This is a genomic window from Streptomyces sp. NPDC046716, from assembly GCF_040645755.1.
In the GTDB taxonomy this organism is placed as follows: Bacteria; Actinomycetota; Actinomycetes; order Streptomycetales; family Streptomycetaceae; genus Streptomyces.
Window position 1 is genome coordinate 18,457 of record NZ_JBEYYU010000068.1, and the last position, 14,119, is coordinate 32,575.

Annotated in this window: 14 protein-coding genes and 1 pseudogene; 8 read left to right on the forward strand and 7 right to left on the reverse strand. The window is 72.6% G+C overall.

All coding sequences use genetic code 11. The features are described 5' to 3' along the window. Positions 1-39: 39 nt before the first annotated feature. Together yaaA and eda are read left to right on the forward strand one after the other, a co-directional pair. Positions 40-822, forward strand: a complete 783-nt coding sequence (gene yaaA / locus ABZ930_RS34860) for a peroxide stress protein YaaA (protein WP_361557206.1) — start codon at positions 40-42, stop codon at positions 820-822. Between the two features lie 63 nt (positions 823-885). Continuing rightward, positions 886-1,530 (forward strand): bifunctional 4-hydroxy-2-oxoglutarate aldolase/2-dehydro-3-deoxy-phosphogluconate aldolase, encoded by a 645-nt coding sequence (gene eda, locus ABZ930_RS34865; protein WP_361557209.1) that lies wholly within the window; start codon positions 886-888, stop codon positions 1,528-1,530. On the opposite strand, the pseudogene ABZ930_RS34870 reads toward eda, so the two are convergent. The 4 genes and pseudogenes from ABZ930_RS34870 to ABZ930_RS34885 all read right to left on the reverse strand — a co-directional run. Then, positions 1,505-2,143, reverse strand: a pseudogene (locus ABZ930_RS34870) (histidine phosphatase family protein); the annotation flags it as partial. The gene eda and the pseudogene ABZ930_RS34870 overlap by 26 nt on opposite strands. Before the next feature lie 140 nt (positions 2,144-2,283). Next, positions 2,284-3,027, reverse strand: coding sequence for a C4-type zinc ribbon domain-containing protein (locus tag ABZ930_RS34875; RefSeq protein ID WP_361557260.1), 744 nt, complete (start codon positions 3,025-3,027; stop codon positions 2,284-2,286). Next, positions 3,024-3,881 carry a Nif3-like dinuclear metal center hexameric protein gene (locus ABZ930_RS34880; RefSeq protein ID WP_361557212.1) on the reverse strand — a complete coding sequence of 286 codons (858 nt, stop codon included), beginning with the start codon at positions 3,879-3,881 and terminating at the stop codon, positions 3,024-3,026. The genes ABZ930_RS34875 and ABZ930_RS34880 overlap by 4 nt, the downstream gene beginning before the upstream one ends. 43 nt (positions 3,882-3,924) lie before the next feature. Then, positions 3,925-4,977 (reverse strand): iron-siderophore ABC transporter substrate-binding protein, encoded by a 1,053-nt coding sequence (locus tag ABZ930_RS34885; protein WP_361557215.1) that lies wholly within the window; start codon positions 4,975-4,977, stop codon positions 3,925-3,927. 246 nt (positions 4,978-5,223) lie between these two features. Between ABZ930_RS34885 and ABZ930_RS34890 the strand changes: the two genes are divergently transcribed. Continuing rightward, the gene (locus tag ABZ930_RS34890; RefSeq protein WP_361557218.1) at positions 5,224-6,381 is read left to right on the forward strand and encodes a hypothetical protein; all 1,158 of its coding nucleotides are present in this window, start codon (positions 5,224-5,226) and stop codon (positions 6,379-6,381) included. A 55-nt stretch (positions 6,382-6,436) separates the two neighbouring features. Further along, positions 6,437-6,610 carry a hypothetical protein gene (locus ABZ930_RS34895; RefSeq protein WP_361557221.1) on the forward strand — a complete coding sequence of 58 codons (174 nt, stop codon included), beginning with the start codon at positions 6,437-6,439 and terminating at the stop codon, positions 6,608-6,610. Positions 6,611-6,691: 81 nt separating this feature from the next. Here the strand turns inward: ABZ930_RS34895 and ABZ930_RS34900 are convergent, their stop codons facing one another. The 3 genes from ABZ930_RS34900 to ABZ930_RS34910 form a co-directional block, all read right to left on the reverse strand. Beyond that, positions 6,692-7,630 carry a 3-oxoacyl-ACP reductase gene (locus ABZ930_RS34900; RefSeq protein WP_361557224.1) on the reverse strand — a complete coding sequence of 313 codons (939 nt, stop codon included), beginning with the start codon at positions 7,628-7,630 and terminating at the stop codon, positions 6,692-6,694. Between the two features lie 155 nt (positions 7,631-7,785). Further along, positions 7,786-8,862, reverse strand: coding sequence for a Zn-dependent alcohol dehydrogenase (locus tag ABZ930_RS34905; protein WP_361557227.1), 1,077 nt, complete (start codon positions 8,860-8,862; stop codon positions 7,786-7,788). A 40-nt stretch (positions 8,863-8,902) separates the two neighbouring features. Next, positions 8,903-9,757, reverse strand: coding sequence for a MaoC/PaaZ C-terminal domain-containing protein (locus ABZ930_RS34910; protein WP_361557230.1), 855 nt, complete (start codon positions 9,755-9,757; stop codon positions 8,903-8,905). 273 nt (positions 9,758-10,030) lie between these two features. Between ABZ930_RS34910 and ABZ930_RS34915 the strand changes: the two genes are divergently transcribed. From ABZ930_RS34915 to ABZ930_RS34930, 4 genes are read left to right on the forward strand one after another with little or no spacing between them, the layout of a single operon-like run. Further along, entirely contained in the window at positions 10,031-10,948 is a 918-nt protein-coding gene (locus tag ABZ930_RS34915) for an ABC transporter ATP-binding protein (RefSeq protein ID WP_361557233.1), read from the forward strand. Beyond that, positions 10,948-11,664 carry an ABC transporter permease gene (locus ABZ930_RS34920; RefSeq protein ID WP_361557236.1) on the forward strand — a complete coding sequence of 239 codons (717 nt, stop codon included), beginning with the start codon at positions 10,948-10,950 and terminating at the stop codon, positions 11,662-11,664. The genes ABZ930_RS34915 and ABZ930_RS34920 overlap by 1 nt, the downstream gene beginning before the upstream one ends. Positions 11,665-11,695: 31 nt before the next feature. Continuing rightward, positions 11,696-12,958, forward strand: coding sequence for a histidine kinase (locus ABZ930_RS34925; protein ID WP_361557239.1), 1,263 nt, complete (start codon positions 11,696-11,698; stop codon positions 12,956-12,958). 21 nt (positions 12,959-12,979) lie between these two features. Next, positions 12,980-13,612: a response regulator transcription factor gene (locus tag ABZ930_RS34930; protein WP_361557263.1), complete on the forward strand. Its 633-nt coding sequence runs from the start codon at positions 12,980-12,982 to the stop codon at positions 13,610-13,612. The last annotated feature ends 507 nt before the right edge of the window (positions 13,613-14,119 follow it).

A 14,119-nucleotide genomic window follows, 5' to 3' on the forward strand; every position in this document is an offset into this window, starting at 1 on the left:
CGTTCCGACTGTTGTTCCGTACGTGTCTGAGGAGAGCCCGTGCTTGTGCTGTTGCCGCCGTCGGAGGGTAAGGCCGCTTCCGGACGCGGGGCACCGCTGAAGCCGGAGGGGCTCTCACTGCCGGGGCTCGCCGAGGCGCGGGCCACCGTTCTGGACGAGCTGGTCGAGCTGTGCGCGGGCGACGAGGAGAAGGCGCGCGAGGTGCTCGGCCTGAGCGAGGGGCTGCGCGGCGAGGTCGCGAAGAACGCCGGACTGCGCACGGCCGGCGCCCGGCCCGCCGGGGAGATCTACACCGGAGTGCTGTACGACGCCCTCGACCTGGCCTCGCTCGACGCCGCCGCGAAGAAGCGGGCCGCGCGCTCGCTGCTCGTCTTCTCCGGGCTGTGGGGCGCGGTGCGGGTGACGGACCGGATTCCGTCGTACCGCTGCTCGATGGGGGTGAAGCTGCCCGGGCTCGGTGCGCTCGGCACGTACTGGAAGGCGCCGATGGCCGAGGTGCTGCCCGAGGCGGCCGGGGACGGGCTCGTGCTCGATCTGCGCTCGGCGGCGTACGCGGCGGCCTGGAAGCCCAAGGGCGGGCTGGCCGAGCGGACGGCCGGGGTGCGGGTGCTGCACGCGCCGACCCGCAAGGTCGTCAGCCACTTCAACAAGGCGACGAAGGGCCGGATCGTCCGGGCCCTGCTCGAGTCCGGCGCCGCACCGGCAGGACCGGCCGAACTCGTGGACGTCCTGCGCCGGTTGGGGTACACGGTCGAGGTCGAGGAGCCCGCGAAGCCCGGGCGGGCGTGGAGCCTGGACGTGCTGGTCGACGAGATTCACTGAGCCGCATTGCAGCATGCGCAACGACCTTTGCGCATGCTGCTCCATGCGAGGCAGGATGGGCCCATGACCTCGCCTGCCGCTGCCTCCGTGCTCGATCTCGCCCCCGTCGTTCCCGTCGTCGTCGTGGAGGACGCCGCCGACGCGGTGCCGCTCGCGCGGGCGCTGGTCGCGGGCGGGCTGCCCGCGATCGAGGTGACCCTGCGCACGCCCGCCGCGCTCGACGCGATCCGCGCGATCGCGGACGGGGTGCCGGAGGCGGTCGTCGGCGCGGGCACGATCATCTCGCCCGCGAACGTCGCCGACTCGGTCGCCGCCGGGGCCCGTTTCCTGGTCAGCCCGGGGTGGACGGACGCCCTGCTGGTCGCGATGCGCGGGTCCGGGGTGCCGTTCCTGCCGGGCGTCTCCACGACGTCGGAGGTCGTTGCGCTCCTTGAGCGGGGCGTGACCGAGATGAAGTTCTTCCCGGCCGAGGCCGCCGGGGGCGCCGCCTATCTGAAGTCCCTCGCCAGTCCCCTGCCGCAGGCCCGGTTCTGCCCGACCGGCGGGGTCTCGCCGGCCAACGCGGGCTCGTATCTGGCGCTCAAGAACGTCGGCTGTGTCGGCGGGAGCTGGATGCTGCCGGGCGACGCGATCGCCGCGAAGGACTGGGGCCGTGTCGAGTCGCTGGCCCGCGAGGCGTGCGCTATCGCAGGTGAGCTGTCCCGTTGAGGAGGCGGACGGTCGCGTTGCCGTCCGCGTAGTACGCGATCGCGCTGAGGGACGCCGCCGAGAGCTCCATCTTGAACAGGGACTCCGGCGGCGCGCCGAGGGCCAGCCTCAGCAGGGTCTTGATCGGCGTCACATGGGTGACCAGCAGGACCGTGCGTCCCCGGTGGACCTCGGTGAGGCGGTCACGGGTCTCGGCGACCCGGGCCGCGACCTGCGCGAAGCTCTCGCCGTCGCCGGTGGGCGCCGCGTCCTGTGAGGCCAGCCAGGCGTTCATGTCGGCCGGGTGGCGGTCCCGTACCTCCTTGAAGGTCAGGCCCTCCCACGCGCCGAAGTCCGTCTCGCGCAGGCCGTCCTCGACCGTGACGTCGAGGTGCAGGCGGGCCGCCACGGCCTGGGCCGTTTCGCGGCAGCGCTTGAGGGGGGAGGTCACGATCGCCTCGATCGTGCCCTTCGCTCGCAGCGCCGCCGCTGCCCGGGATGCCTGGCCGCGGCCCGTCTCCGACAGCTCCGGGTCGGTGCCGCCGCTGCCCGAGAAGCGCTTCTCGGGGGTGAGGGCGGTTTCGCCGTGGCGGAGCAGGACGAAGGTGGTGGGGGTGCCGAGGTCCGGGGGTGCCTTCGCGCCGTTGGCGGTTGCCGGTTCGACGGCGGCTGCTGCGCCGTCGTGGTTGCTCGCGCCCCGCGGCGGAGCCGCTGATCGATACGGCCCCGCGCCCCTGACGGGGCCCCGGTGGGCCCCGGCAGAGGGCTGTGTCACTAGAGGCCCGACTCCGAGGTGCGGACCAGGATGCGGCGGCAGTTCTCGCAGCGGACCACGGCGTCGGGGGCCGCGGCGCGGACCTCGTTCAGCTCCGTGATGTTCAGCTCCAGGCGGCAGCCCTCGCAGCGGCGCTGGAAGAGCTTGGCGGCGCCGACGCCGCCCTCCTTCTCGCGGAGCTTGTCGTAGAGCTTGAGGAGGTCGGCCGGGATCGAGGCGGCGACGACCTCGCGCTCCTTGGCGACCGAGGCCGCCTCGGTGTCCAGCTCGCCGGCGGCCTGGTCGCGGCGGGACGTCGCGTCGTCGATCTTCGCCTGGACGGAGGCGAGGCGGTCGGTCAGCTCGCCCACCCGCTCCTGCGCGGACTCACGGCGCTCCATGACCTCGAGGACGACGTCCTCCAGGTCGCCCTGGCGCTTGGCGAGCGAGGCGATCTCCCGCTGGAGGTTCTCCAGGTCCTTGGGCGAGCTGACGGTGCCGGAGTCGAGACGCTTCTGGTCGCGGGCGGCACGCTGGCGGACCTGGTCGACGTCCTGCTCGGCCTTGGTCTGCTCGCGGGCGCAGTCGCTCTCCTCGGTGGTCGCGGCGACGTGCAGGTCACGCAGCTGCGTGAGGTCCTTGCCGAGCGACTCCAGTTCGGCGTGCTCGGGCAGCGACTTCTTCTTGTGCGCGAGCTGCTGGAGGCGGACGTCCAGGTCCTGGACGTCCAGGAGACGGATCTGGTCGGCGGGCGCGGCGTTCAGTTGGGGGCTCCAAAGGTAGAAAGAGGGCTGTTGGACGCCGCGTGGGCGGTCCAGGGGTCGGTGGGTGTGCGCGAGACGTGGACGCGCAGGCCCCAGCCTTCGCGCTCGGAGACCGCCTCGAGCTGGCTCGCCGCCAGTTCGCACCACGGCCACTCGGTGGCCCAGTGCGCGGCGTCGAGCAGCGCGAGGGCGGAGTGCTCGCGGGCCTCGCTCACCGGGTGGTGGCGCAGGTCGGCGGTGAGGAAGGCGTCGACGCCCGCGGCGCGTACGTCGTCGAAGAGGCTGTCGCCCGAACCGCCGGAGACCGCGATCGTGCGGATCGTGGCGTCGAGGTCGCCCGCGACCCGGATGCCCTGGGCGGTGGCGGGGAGCCGGTCGGCGGCGGTGCCCGCGAGCTCGCGCAGGGTCACCGGGTGGTCGAGTTCACAGACCCGGCCGAGGCCGCGGCGGCCCGCGGGGTCCGTCGGGTCGGGCACCAGGGGGCCTACGACGCGGACGCCGAGGGCGCCCGCGAGCGCGTCGCTCACGCCGGGGTCGGCCTTGTCGGCGTTGGTGTGGGCGACGTGCAGCGCGATGTCGTTCTTGATCAGGGTGTGGACCACCCGGCCCTTGAAGGTGGAGGCCGCGACCGTCGTCGTACCGCGCAGATAGAGCGGGTGGTGCGTGATCAGCAGGTCGGCGCCCAGCTTCACGGCCTCGTCGACGATCTCCTGGACCGGGTCGACGGCGAACAGCACCCGGGTGACCTGGGCGTCCGGGTCGCCGGCGACCGTGCCGACCGCGTCCCATCCCTCGGCGAGGGAGGCGGGCCAGAGGGTGGCGAGCGCGGCGGTGACTTCAGACAGGCGGGGCACGCAGACAGGTTACCTGCGCCGCGTGCCCCTTCCCTAAGCGTGGCTACTTGACCAGGTTGGCGCGCAGGTCCTTCAGGACCTCGTCGGCCGCGGTGACGCCGAGCCCGAGGTACCAGGTCTCGTCCGGGACGTTCTTCGCCTGGCCGTTCTTCACCGCTCCGAGCTTCTTCCACAGCGGGTTGCCCTCGGCGCTCGCGCGCTGGGTCTTCTTCGCGTCGCCGTAGACGCCGGTGAAGATCCAGTCGGCGTCCGCGGAGTCGATCTTCTCCGGGCTGATCTCCGTCGCCAGGTCGTTGATCTGCTGGTTCTTCGGGCGCGGGATGCCGGCGTCGTCGAGGATCGTGCCGATGAAGCTGGCCTTGGCGTAGAGGCGGATGCGGTCCGGCATGTAGCGGAGCATCGTCACGGTCGGGGCCTTGCCGCCGTTGGCCTTCTTCACGTCGGCGCCGAGCTGCTTCACGTTCTTGTCGTACGCGGCGAGGTTCGCCTCGGCCTTCGCCTTCTCGTCGAGAGCGGACGCGTTGAGCAGGTAGTTCTCCTTCCACGTGAAGCCGGGGCGGATGGAGAAGACGGTGGGGGCGATCTTGGAGAGCTGCGGGTAGAGCTTGGCGGCGCGCAGCTCGCTGCCGAGGATCAGGTCGGGGTGGAGGTTCGCGATGGCCTCCATGTTGAGGGCGTTGATGGTGCCCACGTTCTTGGGGCTGCCCGCGTCCTTCTCGAGGTAGGACGGGATGCCGTCGTCGCCCTCGGTGGGGGCGTAGCCGACCGGCTTCACGCCGAGCGAGACGACGTTGTCCAGCTCGCCGACGTCGAGGACGACGACGCGCTGCGGCTTCTTCTTGATCTCGGTCTTGCCGAGCGCGTGGGTGAGGGTGCGCGGGAACTCGCCGGCCTTCGCCGTCGTGCCCATCTTCGCCGTCTCGTCGGCGGCCTTCGTGAAGTCGTCGCCGCCCTGGGCCACGGCCTTGGAGCCGGCGCCGTTGTCACTGCCCGCCTTGCCGGAGCCGTCGTCCCCGGAGCCGCAGGCGGTGAGGGCGAGGGCGGCGGCCGCCGTGGCGGCCAGGGCCGCGACGCGCGTACGGGGGCGTATGAGCATGGGTTTGCTCCAGTTCCGGGCGCACAAGATGTGCACAGCAATTGGTTAGGCAAACCTAACACCAGCCAGGTCAGGGGTCCTTCGCCGCTCCCCCAGCACATCCGGCGCACGCCTCTCAGCAGATTGCGGGCACGGCCACCCTTTGGTGTGAAGCGGGCGGTCGTGAATGCCCTGGAGGTACGTGCGAAAACTAGCTTCGGCCTTGGAGAACACCCGTGGGGGGACGAGCGGAGGTGACAGATTCCCATGACGGCCCTGGCCCTGGAGACGGCGCCGGAGATGCGGCCCCGGCCGCCGCGCGCCGGTTGTGTGATCACGGCGGACGCGTCGTACGCGGCGCGGCTCGCGTACGACGGCACCTCGTGGTTCCCGCAGCGGTGGACGCTGGACGGCCCTGAGCCGTACGCGGTGCCGCTGCCCGGCCATCAGCCCGAGGAGCCGGACACCGACGTCCTGCCGCTGACCGACGGGCGGGTGCTGATCCGCCGCCGGGCCGACGGCCGACGCCATCTGTTCGCCCTGCTGTACCCGACGGGACCGGACACGGGCGAGGTGCCGCTCGGCGCCGTGGAGTGCGACGAGCTCGAGCTGCTGCCGCCGTCGCCGGACGGGCGCAGCGCGTACGCCCTGGAGCCGGGTGAGAAGTCCACCCATGTGTGGCTGGTGGCGGGCGGCGCGTTCGGGCCCGAGCATGTGGCCGAGGTGCCGGGGCGGTGTTCGGGCGGGGTGTGGCTGGACCGCGCGGGGCGACTGCTCGCGCTGGACCGGGAGCCGGGGGACGGCGGGCCGGTGAAGACCGTCGCGGTCGATCTGGAGCGGGGCGGCGAGGTGACCCCCCTCCTCCAGATCACGGAGGAGAGCGACGACCGGCTGCTCCTCGCCGATCTCGACAGCGGGCTGATCCTGGTCCGCTCGGACGCGGCGACGCCGGGTGCGCCCCGGCTGGGCTGGGGTGTGCTGGGCTCGACGCTGCCGGTCCGCTTCCCGCAGGCGCTGCGGGTGGCGGACTGCACGGTGACGCCGTTCGCGGTGCAGCCCGGGCAGACGCTGCTGCCGGAGAGCTGTGCGGTGGCGCTGCGGATCGACGGTCCTCCCGGAGGCGCGGGCGACGCGGCGGGGGCGCCGTGGCTGGGGCTGTGGCGGCCGTCCGACGGAACGATGCATCAACTGGCGTCGCCGGCGGGCTGGTTGACCGGCACCGGGTTCTGGTCACGCGAAGGAGTGCTTTCTCTTCCTTGTGTGACGCGGGAGGTGTCGTGCGGGCTCGCTCGGGTATCCGCCCCTGAGCCATCGGTTCCGGCCGCGGACGGACAGCCCGCTCCGGCCGTCCCCGAGGCGCCGTCCGCGCCGCGTCCGGTCCCCTTGGGGCAGGCGCCACTCGGGGGGCGCAAGGCGGGTGGTTAGACTCGCCGGGCTGTAAGTCAAGGATCTTGTAAGGGTTTACGGGGTGAGTTTTCCGATGACGGAAAGCAACGGCAGGAACGGAACGACGGACACCATGGAGCGCATGGAGGCCCCGGCCTCCGGTGGCTCCGGGCGGCACCGCGGTGCGGTCGACGCGTCGGCGGCGGCTCCCAGTGAGCAGCCCCGGCCGCGTGGGCGGCATCGCGGGGAGCGGGCCGACGAGGTCTAGGGTCCGTTCAGGACAGTCGACACGACAGGAGGGGCCCGGTGACGTGATCCGTCACCGGGCCCCTCCTGTCGTGCTGTCGTGTCAGCCGTGTTTGAGGCCGAGCACCTCCGCCGCCGCGAAGGTCTCGTTCGGCGGGCGGTCCTGGTAGTGCGGGGTGAGCAGCGCGTCGAGTTCGTCGTACGTGAACGCGTCCTTCTCCGTGTCGAACTTCGCCCGCACCCGAGGCCGTTCGACGATGGCGACCATGCCGCCGTGCACGACGAGGAGCTGGCCGTTGACGTGCGCCGCGGACGGTCCCGAGAGGTAGCCGACCAGCGGCGCCACGTGTTCGGGGGCGAGCGGGTCGAGGCCGTCGGCGGGCTGGGCGAACCCGGCGAAGACGTCTTCCGTCATCCGGGTGCGGGCCCGGGGGCAGATGACGTTCGCCGTGACGCCGTACTTGGCGAGGGCCAGGGCGGTGGACGTGGTCAGGCCGACGATTCCGCCCTTCGCCGCCGCGTAGTTGGGCTGGCCGGCGCTGCCCGCCAGGAACGCCTCCGAGGAGGTGTTCACGATGCGGCCGTAGACCGGGGCGCCGGTCTCCTTGGAGCGTTCGCGCCAGTGGCGGGCCGCGAAGTGGGTGGTGTTGTAGTGGCCCTTGAGGTGGACGTGGATGACCGAGTCCCATTCGCCCTCGGTCATCGAGAAGATCATGCGGTCGCGGAGGATGCCGGCGTTGTTGACCAGGATGTCGAGCTGTCCGTAGGTGTCGATCGCCAACTGGACCAGTTCCTCGGCCTGTTGGTGGTCGGCGACGTCGCCGGTGTGGGCGGTGGCCGTGCCGCCCGACGCGCGGATCTCCTGGGCCACCTGTTCGGCCGGGGTGGTGTCGGACTCGCCCGAGCCGTCCCTGCCGGGTTGGCCGAAGTCGTTGACGACGACGTTCGCGCCGAGGCGGGCCAGTTCGAGGGCCTCGGCGCGGCCCAGGCCGCGGCCTGCGCCCGTGACGATTGCCGTGCGGCCCTTGAGCGGCGTTGACATGGTGGGCATTTCCTCTCGTTTGCCGGGTGCGGCCAGATCAAGCCCCTGCGGCGATTGAGCAGCGGGGGCCGGGGCGGAGCCCCGGGGCCTCGGCGATAGCGCCGGGTGCCGCGCCGTCGTGGCTGGTCGCGCAGTTCCCCGCGCCCCTTGCGGGGCTAGAGCTCGATGCAGGTCCTCAGGGCGGAGCCCGTGCGCATTTGGTCCAGGGCCTCGTTGATCTCGGCCAGCGGGACCCGATGGGTGATCAGGGACTCCAGGTCGATGCGGCCCGCCCGCCACAGGGCGATGGCGCGCTCGTAGGACGCGAGGACGTCGCCGCCGCCGTACATGGACGGCAGGATGCGCTTCTCGTCGAAGAACAGCTCGAACATGTTGAGCTGGAGCATGTCGTCCATGGCGCCCGCGCCGACCACGACGAGCGTGCCGCCGCGCCGCGTCGTCTCGTACGCGGTGCGGGCCGTGGCCGACTTGCCGACGACCTCGAAGACGTAGTCGAAGCCCTCACCGGCGGTGATGCGCTGCTTGGCGTCGGCGAGCCCGTCCGGCGACACGGCCTCGGTCGCGCCGAACTTCAGCGCCGCCTCGCGCCGCGACGCCACCGGGTCGACGGCGACGATCTGGGCCGCGCCCTTGAGCCGGGCGCCCTGGATCGCGGAGATGCCGACGCCGCCGCACCCGATGACCGCCACCGACGAACCGGCCGCCACATCGGCGGTGTTGATGGCCGAGCCGAGCCCGGTGGTGACCCCGCAGCCGATCAGCGCGGCGATGTCGAAGGGGACGTCGTCGGGGATCGGGACCGCGCAGCCCGCGTCCACCACGACCTCCTCGGCGAAGGTGCCGGTGCCCGCGAAGCCGAAGACGTCCCCGCCGGGCCGCTTGAAGTTGGGGGTGCCGGCGTTCATGAACCCGGCGAGGCAGAGCTGGGTCTGGCCGCGCTTGCAGGCCGGACAGGCGCCGCAGGCGGGCAGCCAGCACACCAGGACCCGCTGCCCGACGGTCAGTCCGCCGACGCCGTCGCCCACGTCGATGATCTCGCCGGCGCCCTCGTGGCCGGGGACGAACGGCGCGGGCTGCGGCAGGACGCCGTTCATCGCGGAGACGTCGGAGTGGCACAGGCCCGTCGCCCGCACCCGGATCTTCACCTTCCCCGGACCGAAGCCGACCGCCTCGATGTCGTCCAGTACTTCGAGTTTGTCCTGCCCTGTCTCGTGCAGTACGGCTGCTCGCATGGGGTGCGGCTCCTTCGCGTCGCTGCTTCGGGTACGTCGATCAGGTGTGGTCGATGAGCGTGTCCGCCAGGACCGGGGCCTCGTCGCGCTCCACGGCGCTCACCGTCACCTGCACCCGGCCGGGCTGCTGCCACATGCGCACGCGCAGCGTCTCGCCGGGGAAGACGACTCCGGCGAAGCGCGTGCTGTAGCGGGTGACGCGGGAGACGTCTCCGTCGAGGGCCGTGTCGACGACGGCCTTGAGGGTCATGCCGTAGCTGCACAGGCCGTGCAGGATCGGCCGGTCGAAGCCGGCCAGCTTGGCGAACCCGGGGTCCGCGTGCAGCGGGTTCCAGTCGCCGGAGAGGCGGTACAGCAGGGCCTGGTCCTCGCGGATCGGGCGGTCGACGGTGCGGTCGGGCGCGCGGTCGGGGATCTCCAGGCGCTCGGAGGGCCCGCGCTCGCCGCCGAATCCGCCTTCGCCGCGTACGAAGATCTGGGAGTCGGCGGTCCACAACGGCCCGTCCGCGTCGGCCACTTCGGTGCGCAGGACGAGGACGGCGGCCTTGGTCTTGTCGTAGACGGCGGCGACCCGGGACGTGGTCGTCGCCTTGCCCGCGACCGGGATCGGCCGGTGCAGCTCGATGGTCTGGCCGCCGTGCAGCACGTGCGCGAGGTTCACGTCGACGCCCGGGGAACTCAGCCCGCCGACGACGCCCATGCCCGCGCCCGCGACGGTGGCGAAGCTGGGCAGGACGTGCAGCGCCGACTCCAGGGTGTAGCGCAGCTCGTCGGGGTCGGTGGCGGGGACACCGGCGCCGAGGCCCAGGTGGTAGAGCTGGATGTCCTTGTGGTCCCAGGTGATCCCGGCGGACCTGGGCTCGGCGGCCACGGCCTTCGCTGCGTCGATGGGCATCAGACAGGCGCTCCTCAGGCTGACTGGTCGAACTGGTCAAGACCTCGGTGCGGCCGTCCGCACCGTCGGCCGCACCGAGGTCGTCACGGGCCGGTAGAACGTGTTCTCATCCTCCCGGCGACCTCATGTATAGCCAAGAGGCGGTGGGTTGGGAAGTCCTCCGCCAGACCTTTCTGACTGTGCGTCAGATCGAGTGGGTGTGACATTTGTACCGCCGGACTGTGGACAGTCGTGTCTGCCGCGTCCGGGTCCCCGCTCCGTACCGTCACTGCCATGACGACAAAGACACCGGCGGTGTCCTTCACGGGGGCCGTCAAGACATTCGGGGACGTCCGCGCGGTCGACGGCCTCTCCTTGCGGATCGACGCGGGCGAGACGGTCGCCCTGCTCGGCCGCAACGGCGCGGGCAAGTCCACCGCCATCTCGCTGCTGCTCGGCCTGGACGAGCCGGACGAGGGGCGCGTGGAGCTGTTCGGTACGTCGCCGCAGACCGCGGTGCGGGCCGGGCGGGTCGGGGCGATGCTCCAGGAGGGCCGGGCCGTGCCCCGGGTCACCGTCGCCGAGCTGGTCGGCTTCGTGGCCCGCCGCTATCCGGCGCCGATGGAGGTGGCGGAGGCGCTGCGTCTTGCCGGGATCGAGGAGCTGGCGGGGCGCCGCGTCGACAAGCTGTCGGGCGGCCAGACGCAGCGGGTGCGGTTCGCGGTGGCGCTGGCCGGGAACCCCGCGCTGATCGTCCTGGACGAGCCGACGGCCGCGCTCGACGTGGAGGCCCGGCACGCGTTCTGGGCGTCGATGCGGGCGTACGCGCGGCGCGGGCACACGGTGCTGTTCTCCACGCACTATCTGGAGGAGGCCGACGCGCACGCCGACCGGATCGTCGTCGTCGACCACGGCCGGCTCGTCGCCGACGGCAGCGGCGACGAACTGCGCAGGGCGGGCGGCGGCAGCCTCGTCGCCTTCGACCTCGCCGGGCGCGGCACGGAAGGGCTCGCGCTGCTGCCCGGGGTGGTCTCGGTGGAGATCCGCGGCGACCGGGCGCGGCTGCGCACCGAGGACCCGGACGCCACGGTGATGGCGCTGGCCGCGCTGGACGCCGTACGGAATCTGGAGGTCGCGCCGGCCTCCCTCGACGACGCCTTCCTGGCGCTGACCGGCACCGACCGTCTCGACGAGCAGCTGGAGCGTGTGTGATGGGGGACTACCTGCGGCTCGAGGTGCGGCGCACGCTGCGCGACGGACGGTATGTGATCGGCACGGTCGCGATGCCCGTGATGATGTATCTCCTGTTCACCAACCTCGGCTCGGACGAGGGGGGTTGGAAGACGACGTCGATGGTCGGGATGGCCGCGTACGGGGCGCTGGGCGCGGCGATGAACACGGCGGGCGGGGTCGCCGAGGACCGGGCGATCGGCTGGCTTCGGCAGCTGCGGATCACGCCGATGGCGCCGTACCAGGGTGTCGTCGGGCGGGCGCTGACCGGCGCGGTGACCGTGCTGCCCGCCGTCATGGCGGTGCTGGTCGCGGGCGCGGCGGTGAACGGCGTACGGCTCGACTGGTGGAAGTGGCCCGTCATCGTCGTCCTGCTGTGGCTGGGCTCGCTGCCCTTCACGCTGCTCGGCCTCGGCAACGGCTACCGGCTGACCTCGCAGGCCCTGGGCGGGCTGAACATGCTCTGCTATCTGGGACTCGCGGTGCTCGGCGGGCTGTGGTTCCCGGTCGCGCTGTTCCCGGACTGGCTGCGGAACGTCTCGTCGTTCACGCCGACGAACCGCTTCGCGCAGCTCGGCACGGCCGTCGCCGACGGGCACGCGCCCTCGCTCGCCGCCCTGGCGATTCTCGTCGGCTGGCTGCTGGCCTTCGGTTCGTACGCTGTGGTCTCGTACCGCAGGGCCGCGCGCACCATCTGAGCGTCGAACGGGGAGAACGGGGAGTCGGGTCATGGCGCTGAAGCATTCCTGGCAGGCGTGGAGGCACGCGCACCGCGAGTGGAAGGACTGGCACAAGGAGGTCAAGGCCGCCCGGCGGCTCAAGGGCGAACACGGCCGCCCGGCCGAGGAGATGGGGCCGCCGCCCACCGGGTTCGCGCTGCTGCCGTGGATGCTGATGGGGCTCGGCGCCTTCTCCAGCCTGGTCAACGGCGAGACGCCCAACCCGTGGATCGGCTGGATCGGCCTGCCGCTCTTCAACACCCTCTACGTCTACGTGGTGTTCAGGGCGTTCCACGAGAAGGCCCGGGAGTCGCGGTCGACCCGGGTGGCGCTCGGGGTGATGCTGCTGCTCGCGTGCGGTCTGGCCGGCGGGTACGGGGACGGCTGGCTGGCGCTCTTCCCGCTGCTCGGACTGGCCGTCGGGGCGACCGTGCGGGGCCGGCACCTGGCCAAGGTGGGGATCGGGCTCAGCGTCCTGAGCGCGCTCGTCGGCGCGCTGACCGAGGGCTGGAACGCGATCGGCACCTTCTACGGCACGTTCCTGTCCACGATGGTGACGGCGGCGATCCTCTCCCTGTCCGACACGGTGCGCCAACTGCGCGACGCACGCGAGGAGTTGGCCCGGCAGGCCGTGGAGAAGGAGCGGCTGCGCTTCTCCCGCGACCTGCACGATCTGCTCGGGCACACCCTGTCGGTGATCGTGGTGAAGTCGGAGGCGGCGCGGCGGCTCGCGCCGCGCAGCATGGAGGCGGCCCTGGAGCAGGTCTCCGACATCGAGGCGGTCGGCCGGCAGGCGCTCACCGAGATCCGTGAGGCCGTCACCGGGTACCGCGAGGGCAGCCTCGCGACCGAGCTGGACAACGCGCGCTCGGCGCTCACCGCCGCCGGGATCGAGCCCGTCGTCCGGCAGTCGGGGCCGCCGCTGTCCGCGCAGACGGAGGCGCTGCTGGGCTGGGTGGTGCGCGAGGCGGTCACCAACGCCGTCCGCCACAGCTCGGCCGGCACCTGCACCATCACCGTCGAGGGGACGAGGGAGCGGGTGCGGCTGCGGGTCGTCGACGACGGTGCCGGTGCAGGTGCCGGGCCGTCGGCGGCGGGCGGTTCCGGGATCGGCGGCACCGGTCTGAAGGGCCTGACGGAACGGCTCGCGACGGCGGGCGGCTCGCTGACGGCGGGGCCCGGCGCGCGCTCCGGATTCACCGTGACGGCCGAACTCCCGGTCGGCGAGGGTGAGTCGGCGCGGGAGGCCGAACTGTCGGAAGCGACCACGTAGGGTCTCCCCGTGACGACAGAGATGCCGCGGGACCACCGGCCCGCGAAGAGTGTGCGGGTGCTGCTCGCGGAGGACCAGGGGATGATGCGGGGCGCGCTGGCGCTGCTGCTCGGCCTGGAGGAGGACATGGAGGTCGTCGCACAGGTCTCGGCCGGTGACGTCATCGTCGACACGGCGCTGACGTGCCGGCCCGACGTCGCCCTCCTCGACATCGAACTGCCGGGGTGCAGCGGGCTCGACGCCGCCGCCGAGCTGCGGGATCAGGTGCCGGACTGCCGGGTGCTGATCCTGACCACGTTCGGGCGGCCCGGGTATCTGCGGCGGGCGATGGAGGCCGGGGCCGCGGGTTTCCTCGTCAAGGACGGGCCCGTCGAGGAGCTCGCCGAGTCCATCCGCAAGGTGCTGCGCGGGGAGACGGTGGTCGATCCGGCGCTGGCCGCGGCGGCGCTGTCCGCGGGGCCGAGTCCTCTGACGGCCCGGGAGGCCGATGCCCTCCGCGCTTCGGCCGACGGCGCGACGGTCTCCGACATCGCCGGGAAGCTGCATCTCTCGGAGTCGACGGTGCGCAACTATCTCTCCTCGGCGATCGGCAAGACGGGCACCCGCAACCGCATGGAGGCCATGCGCTCCGCTCGTCAGCAGGGTTGGCTGTAACCCCGTCCCTCGTCCGCGGCCCGGTGGGGGCTGGTCGCGCAGTTCCCCGCGCCCCTGGGTCGTTCGTCAGGCGCGGGCCGGTGGCCGCTTCTCGCGCAGTTCCCCGCGCCCCTGGGTTGTTCGTCACGCGCGGGCCGGTGGCCGCTTCTCGCGCAGTTCCCCGCGCCCCTGGGTTGTTCGTCACGCGCGGCCCGGTGGGGCTTCTCGCGCAGTTCCCCGCGCCCCTGGGTCGTCCTTCGTGTGCGGGCCGGTGGCCGCTTCTCGCGCAGTTCCCCGCGCCCCCGGGTCGACCTTCGTGTGCGGGCCGGTGGCCGCTCCTCGCGCAGTTCCCCGCGCCCCCGGGTCGACCTTCGTGTGCGGGCCGGTGGCCGCTCCTCGCGCAGTTCCCCGCGCCCCCGGGTCGACCTTCGCGTGCGGGCCGGTGGCCGCTCCTCGCGCAGTTCCCCGCGCCCCCGGGTCGACCTTCGCGTGCGGGCCGGTGGCCGCTTCTCGCGCAGGTCCCCGCGG

Excerpts from the sequence above, each read along its gene's own strand:
- ABZ930_RS34885 (WP_361557215.1), bottom strand. The coding sequence starts at position 4,977 with ATGCTCATACGCCCCCGTACGCGCGTCGCGGCCCTGGCCGCCACGGCG.
- ABZ930_RS34895 (WP_361557221.1), top strand. The coding sequence starts at position 6,437 with ATGACGGAAAGCAACGGCAGGAACGGAACGACGGACACCATGGAGCGC.
- ABZ930_RS34905 (WP_361557227.1), bottom strand. The coding sequence starts at position 8,862 with ATGCGAGCAGCCGTACTGCACGAGACAGGGCAGGACAAACTCGAAGTA.
- ABZ930_RS34910 (WP_361557230.1), bottom strand. The coding sequence starts at position 9,757 with ATGCCCATCGACGCAGCGAAGGCCGTGGCCGCCGAGCCCAGGTCCGCC.
- ABZ930_RS34925 (WP_361557239.1), top strand. The coding sequence starts at position 11,696 with ATGGCGCTGAAGCATTCCTGGCAGGCGTGGAGGCACGCGCACCGCGAG.
- ABZ930_RS34900 (WP_361557224.1), bottom strand. The coding sequence starts at position 7,630 with ATGTCAACGCCGCTCAAGGGCCGCACGGCAATCGTCACGGGCGCAGGC.
- ABZ930_RS34930 (WP_361557263.1), top strand. The coding sequence starts at position 12,980 with ATGCCGCGGGACCACCGGCCCGCGAAGAGTGTGCGGGTGCTGCTCGCG.
- ABZ930_RS34890 (WP_361557218.1), top strand. The coding sequence starts at position 5,224 with ATGACGGCCCTGGCCCTGGAGACGGCGCCGGAGATGCGGCCCCGGCCG.
- ABZ930_RS34915 (WP_361557233.1), top strand. The coding sequence starts at position 10,031 with ATGACGACAAAGACACCGGCGGTGTCCTTCACGGGGGCCGTCAAGACA.
- eda (WP_361557209.1), top strand. The coding sequence starts at position 886 with ATGACCTCGCCTGCCGCTGCCTCCGTGCTCGATCTCGCCCCCGTCGTT.
- ABZ930_RS34920 (WP_361557236.1), top strand. The coding sequence starts at position 10,948 with ATGGGGGACTACCTGCGGCTCGAGGTGCGGCGCACGCTGCGCGACGGA.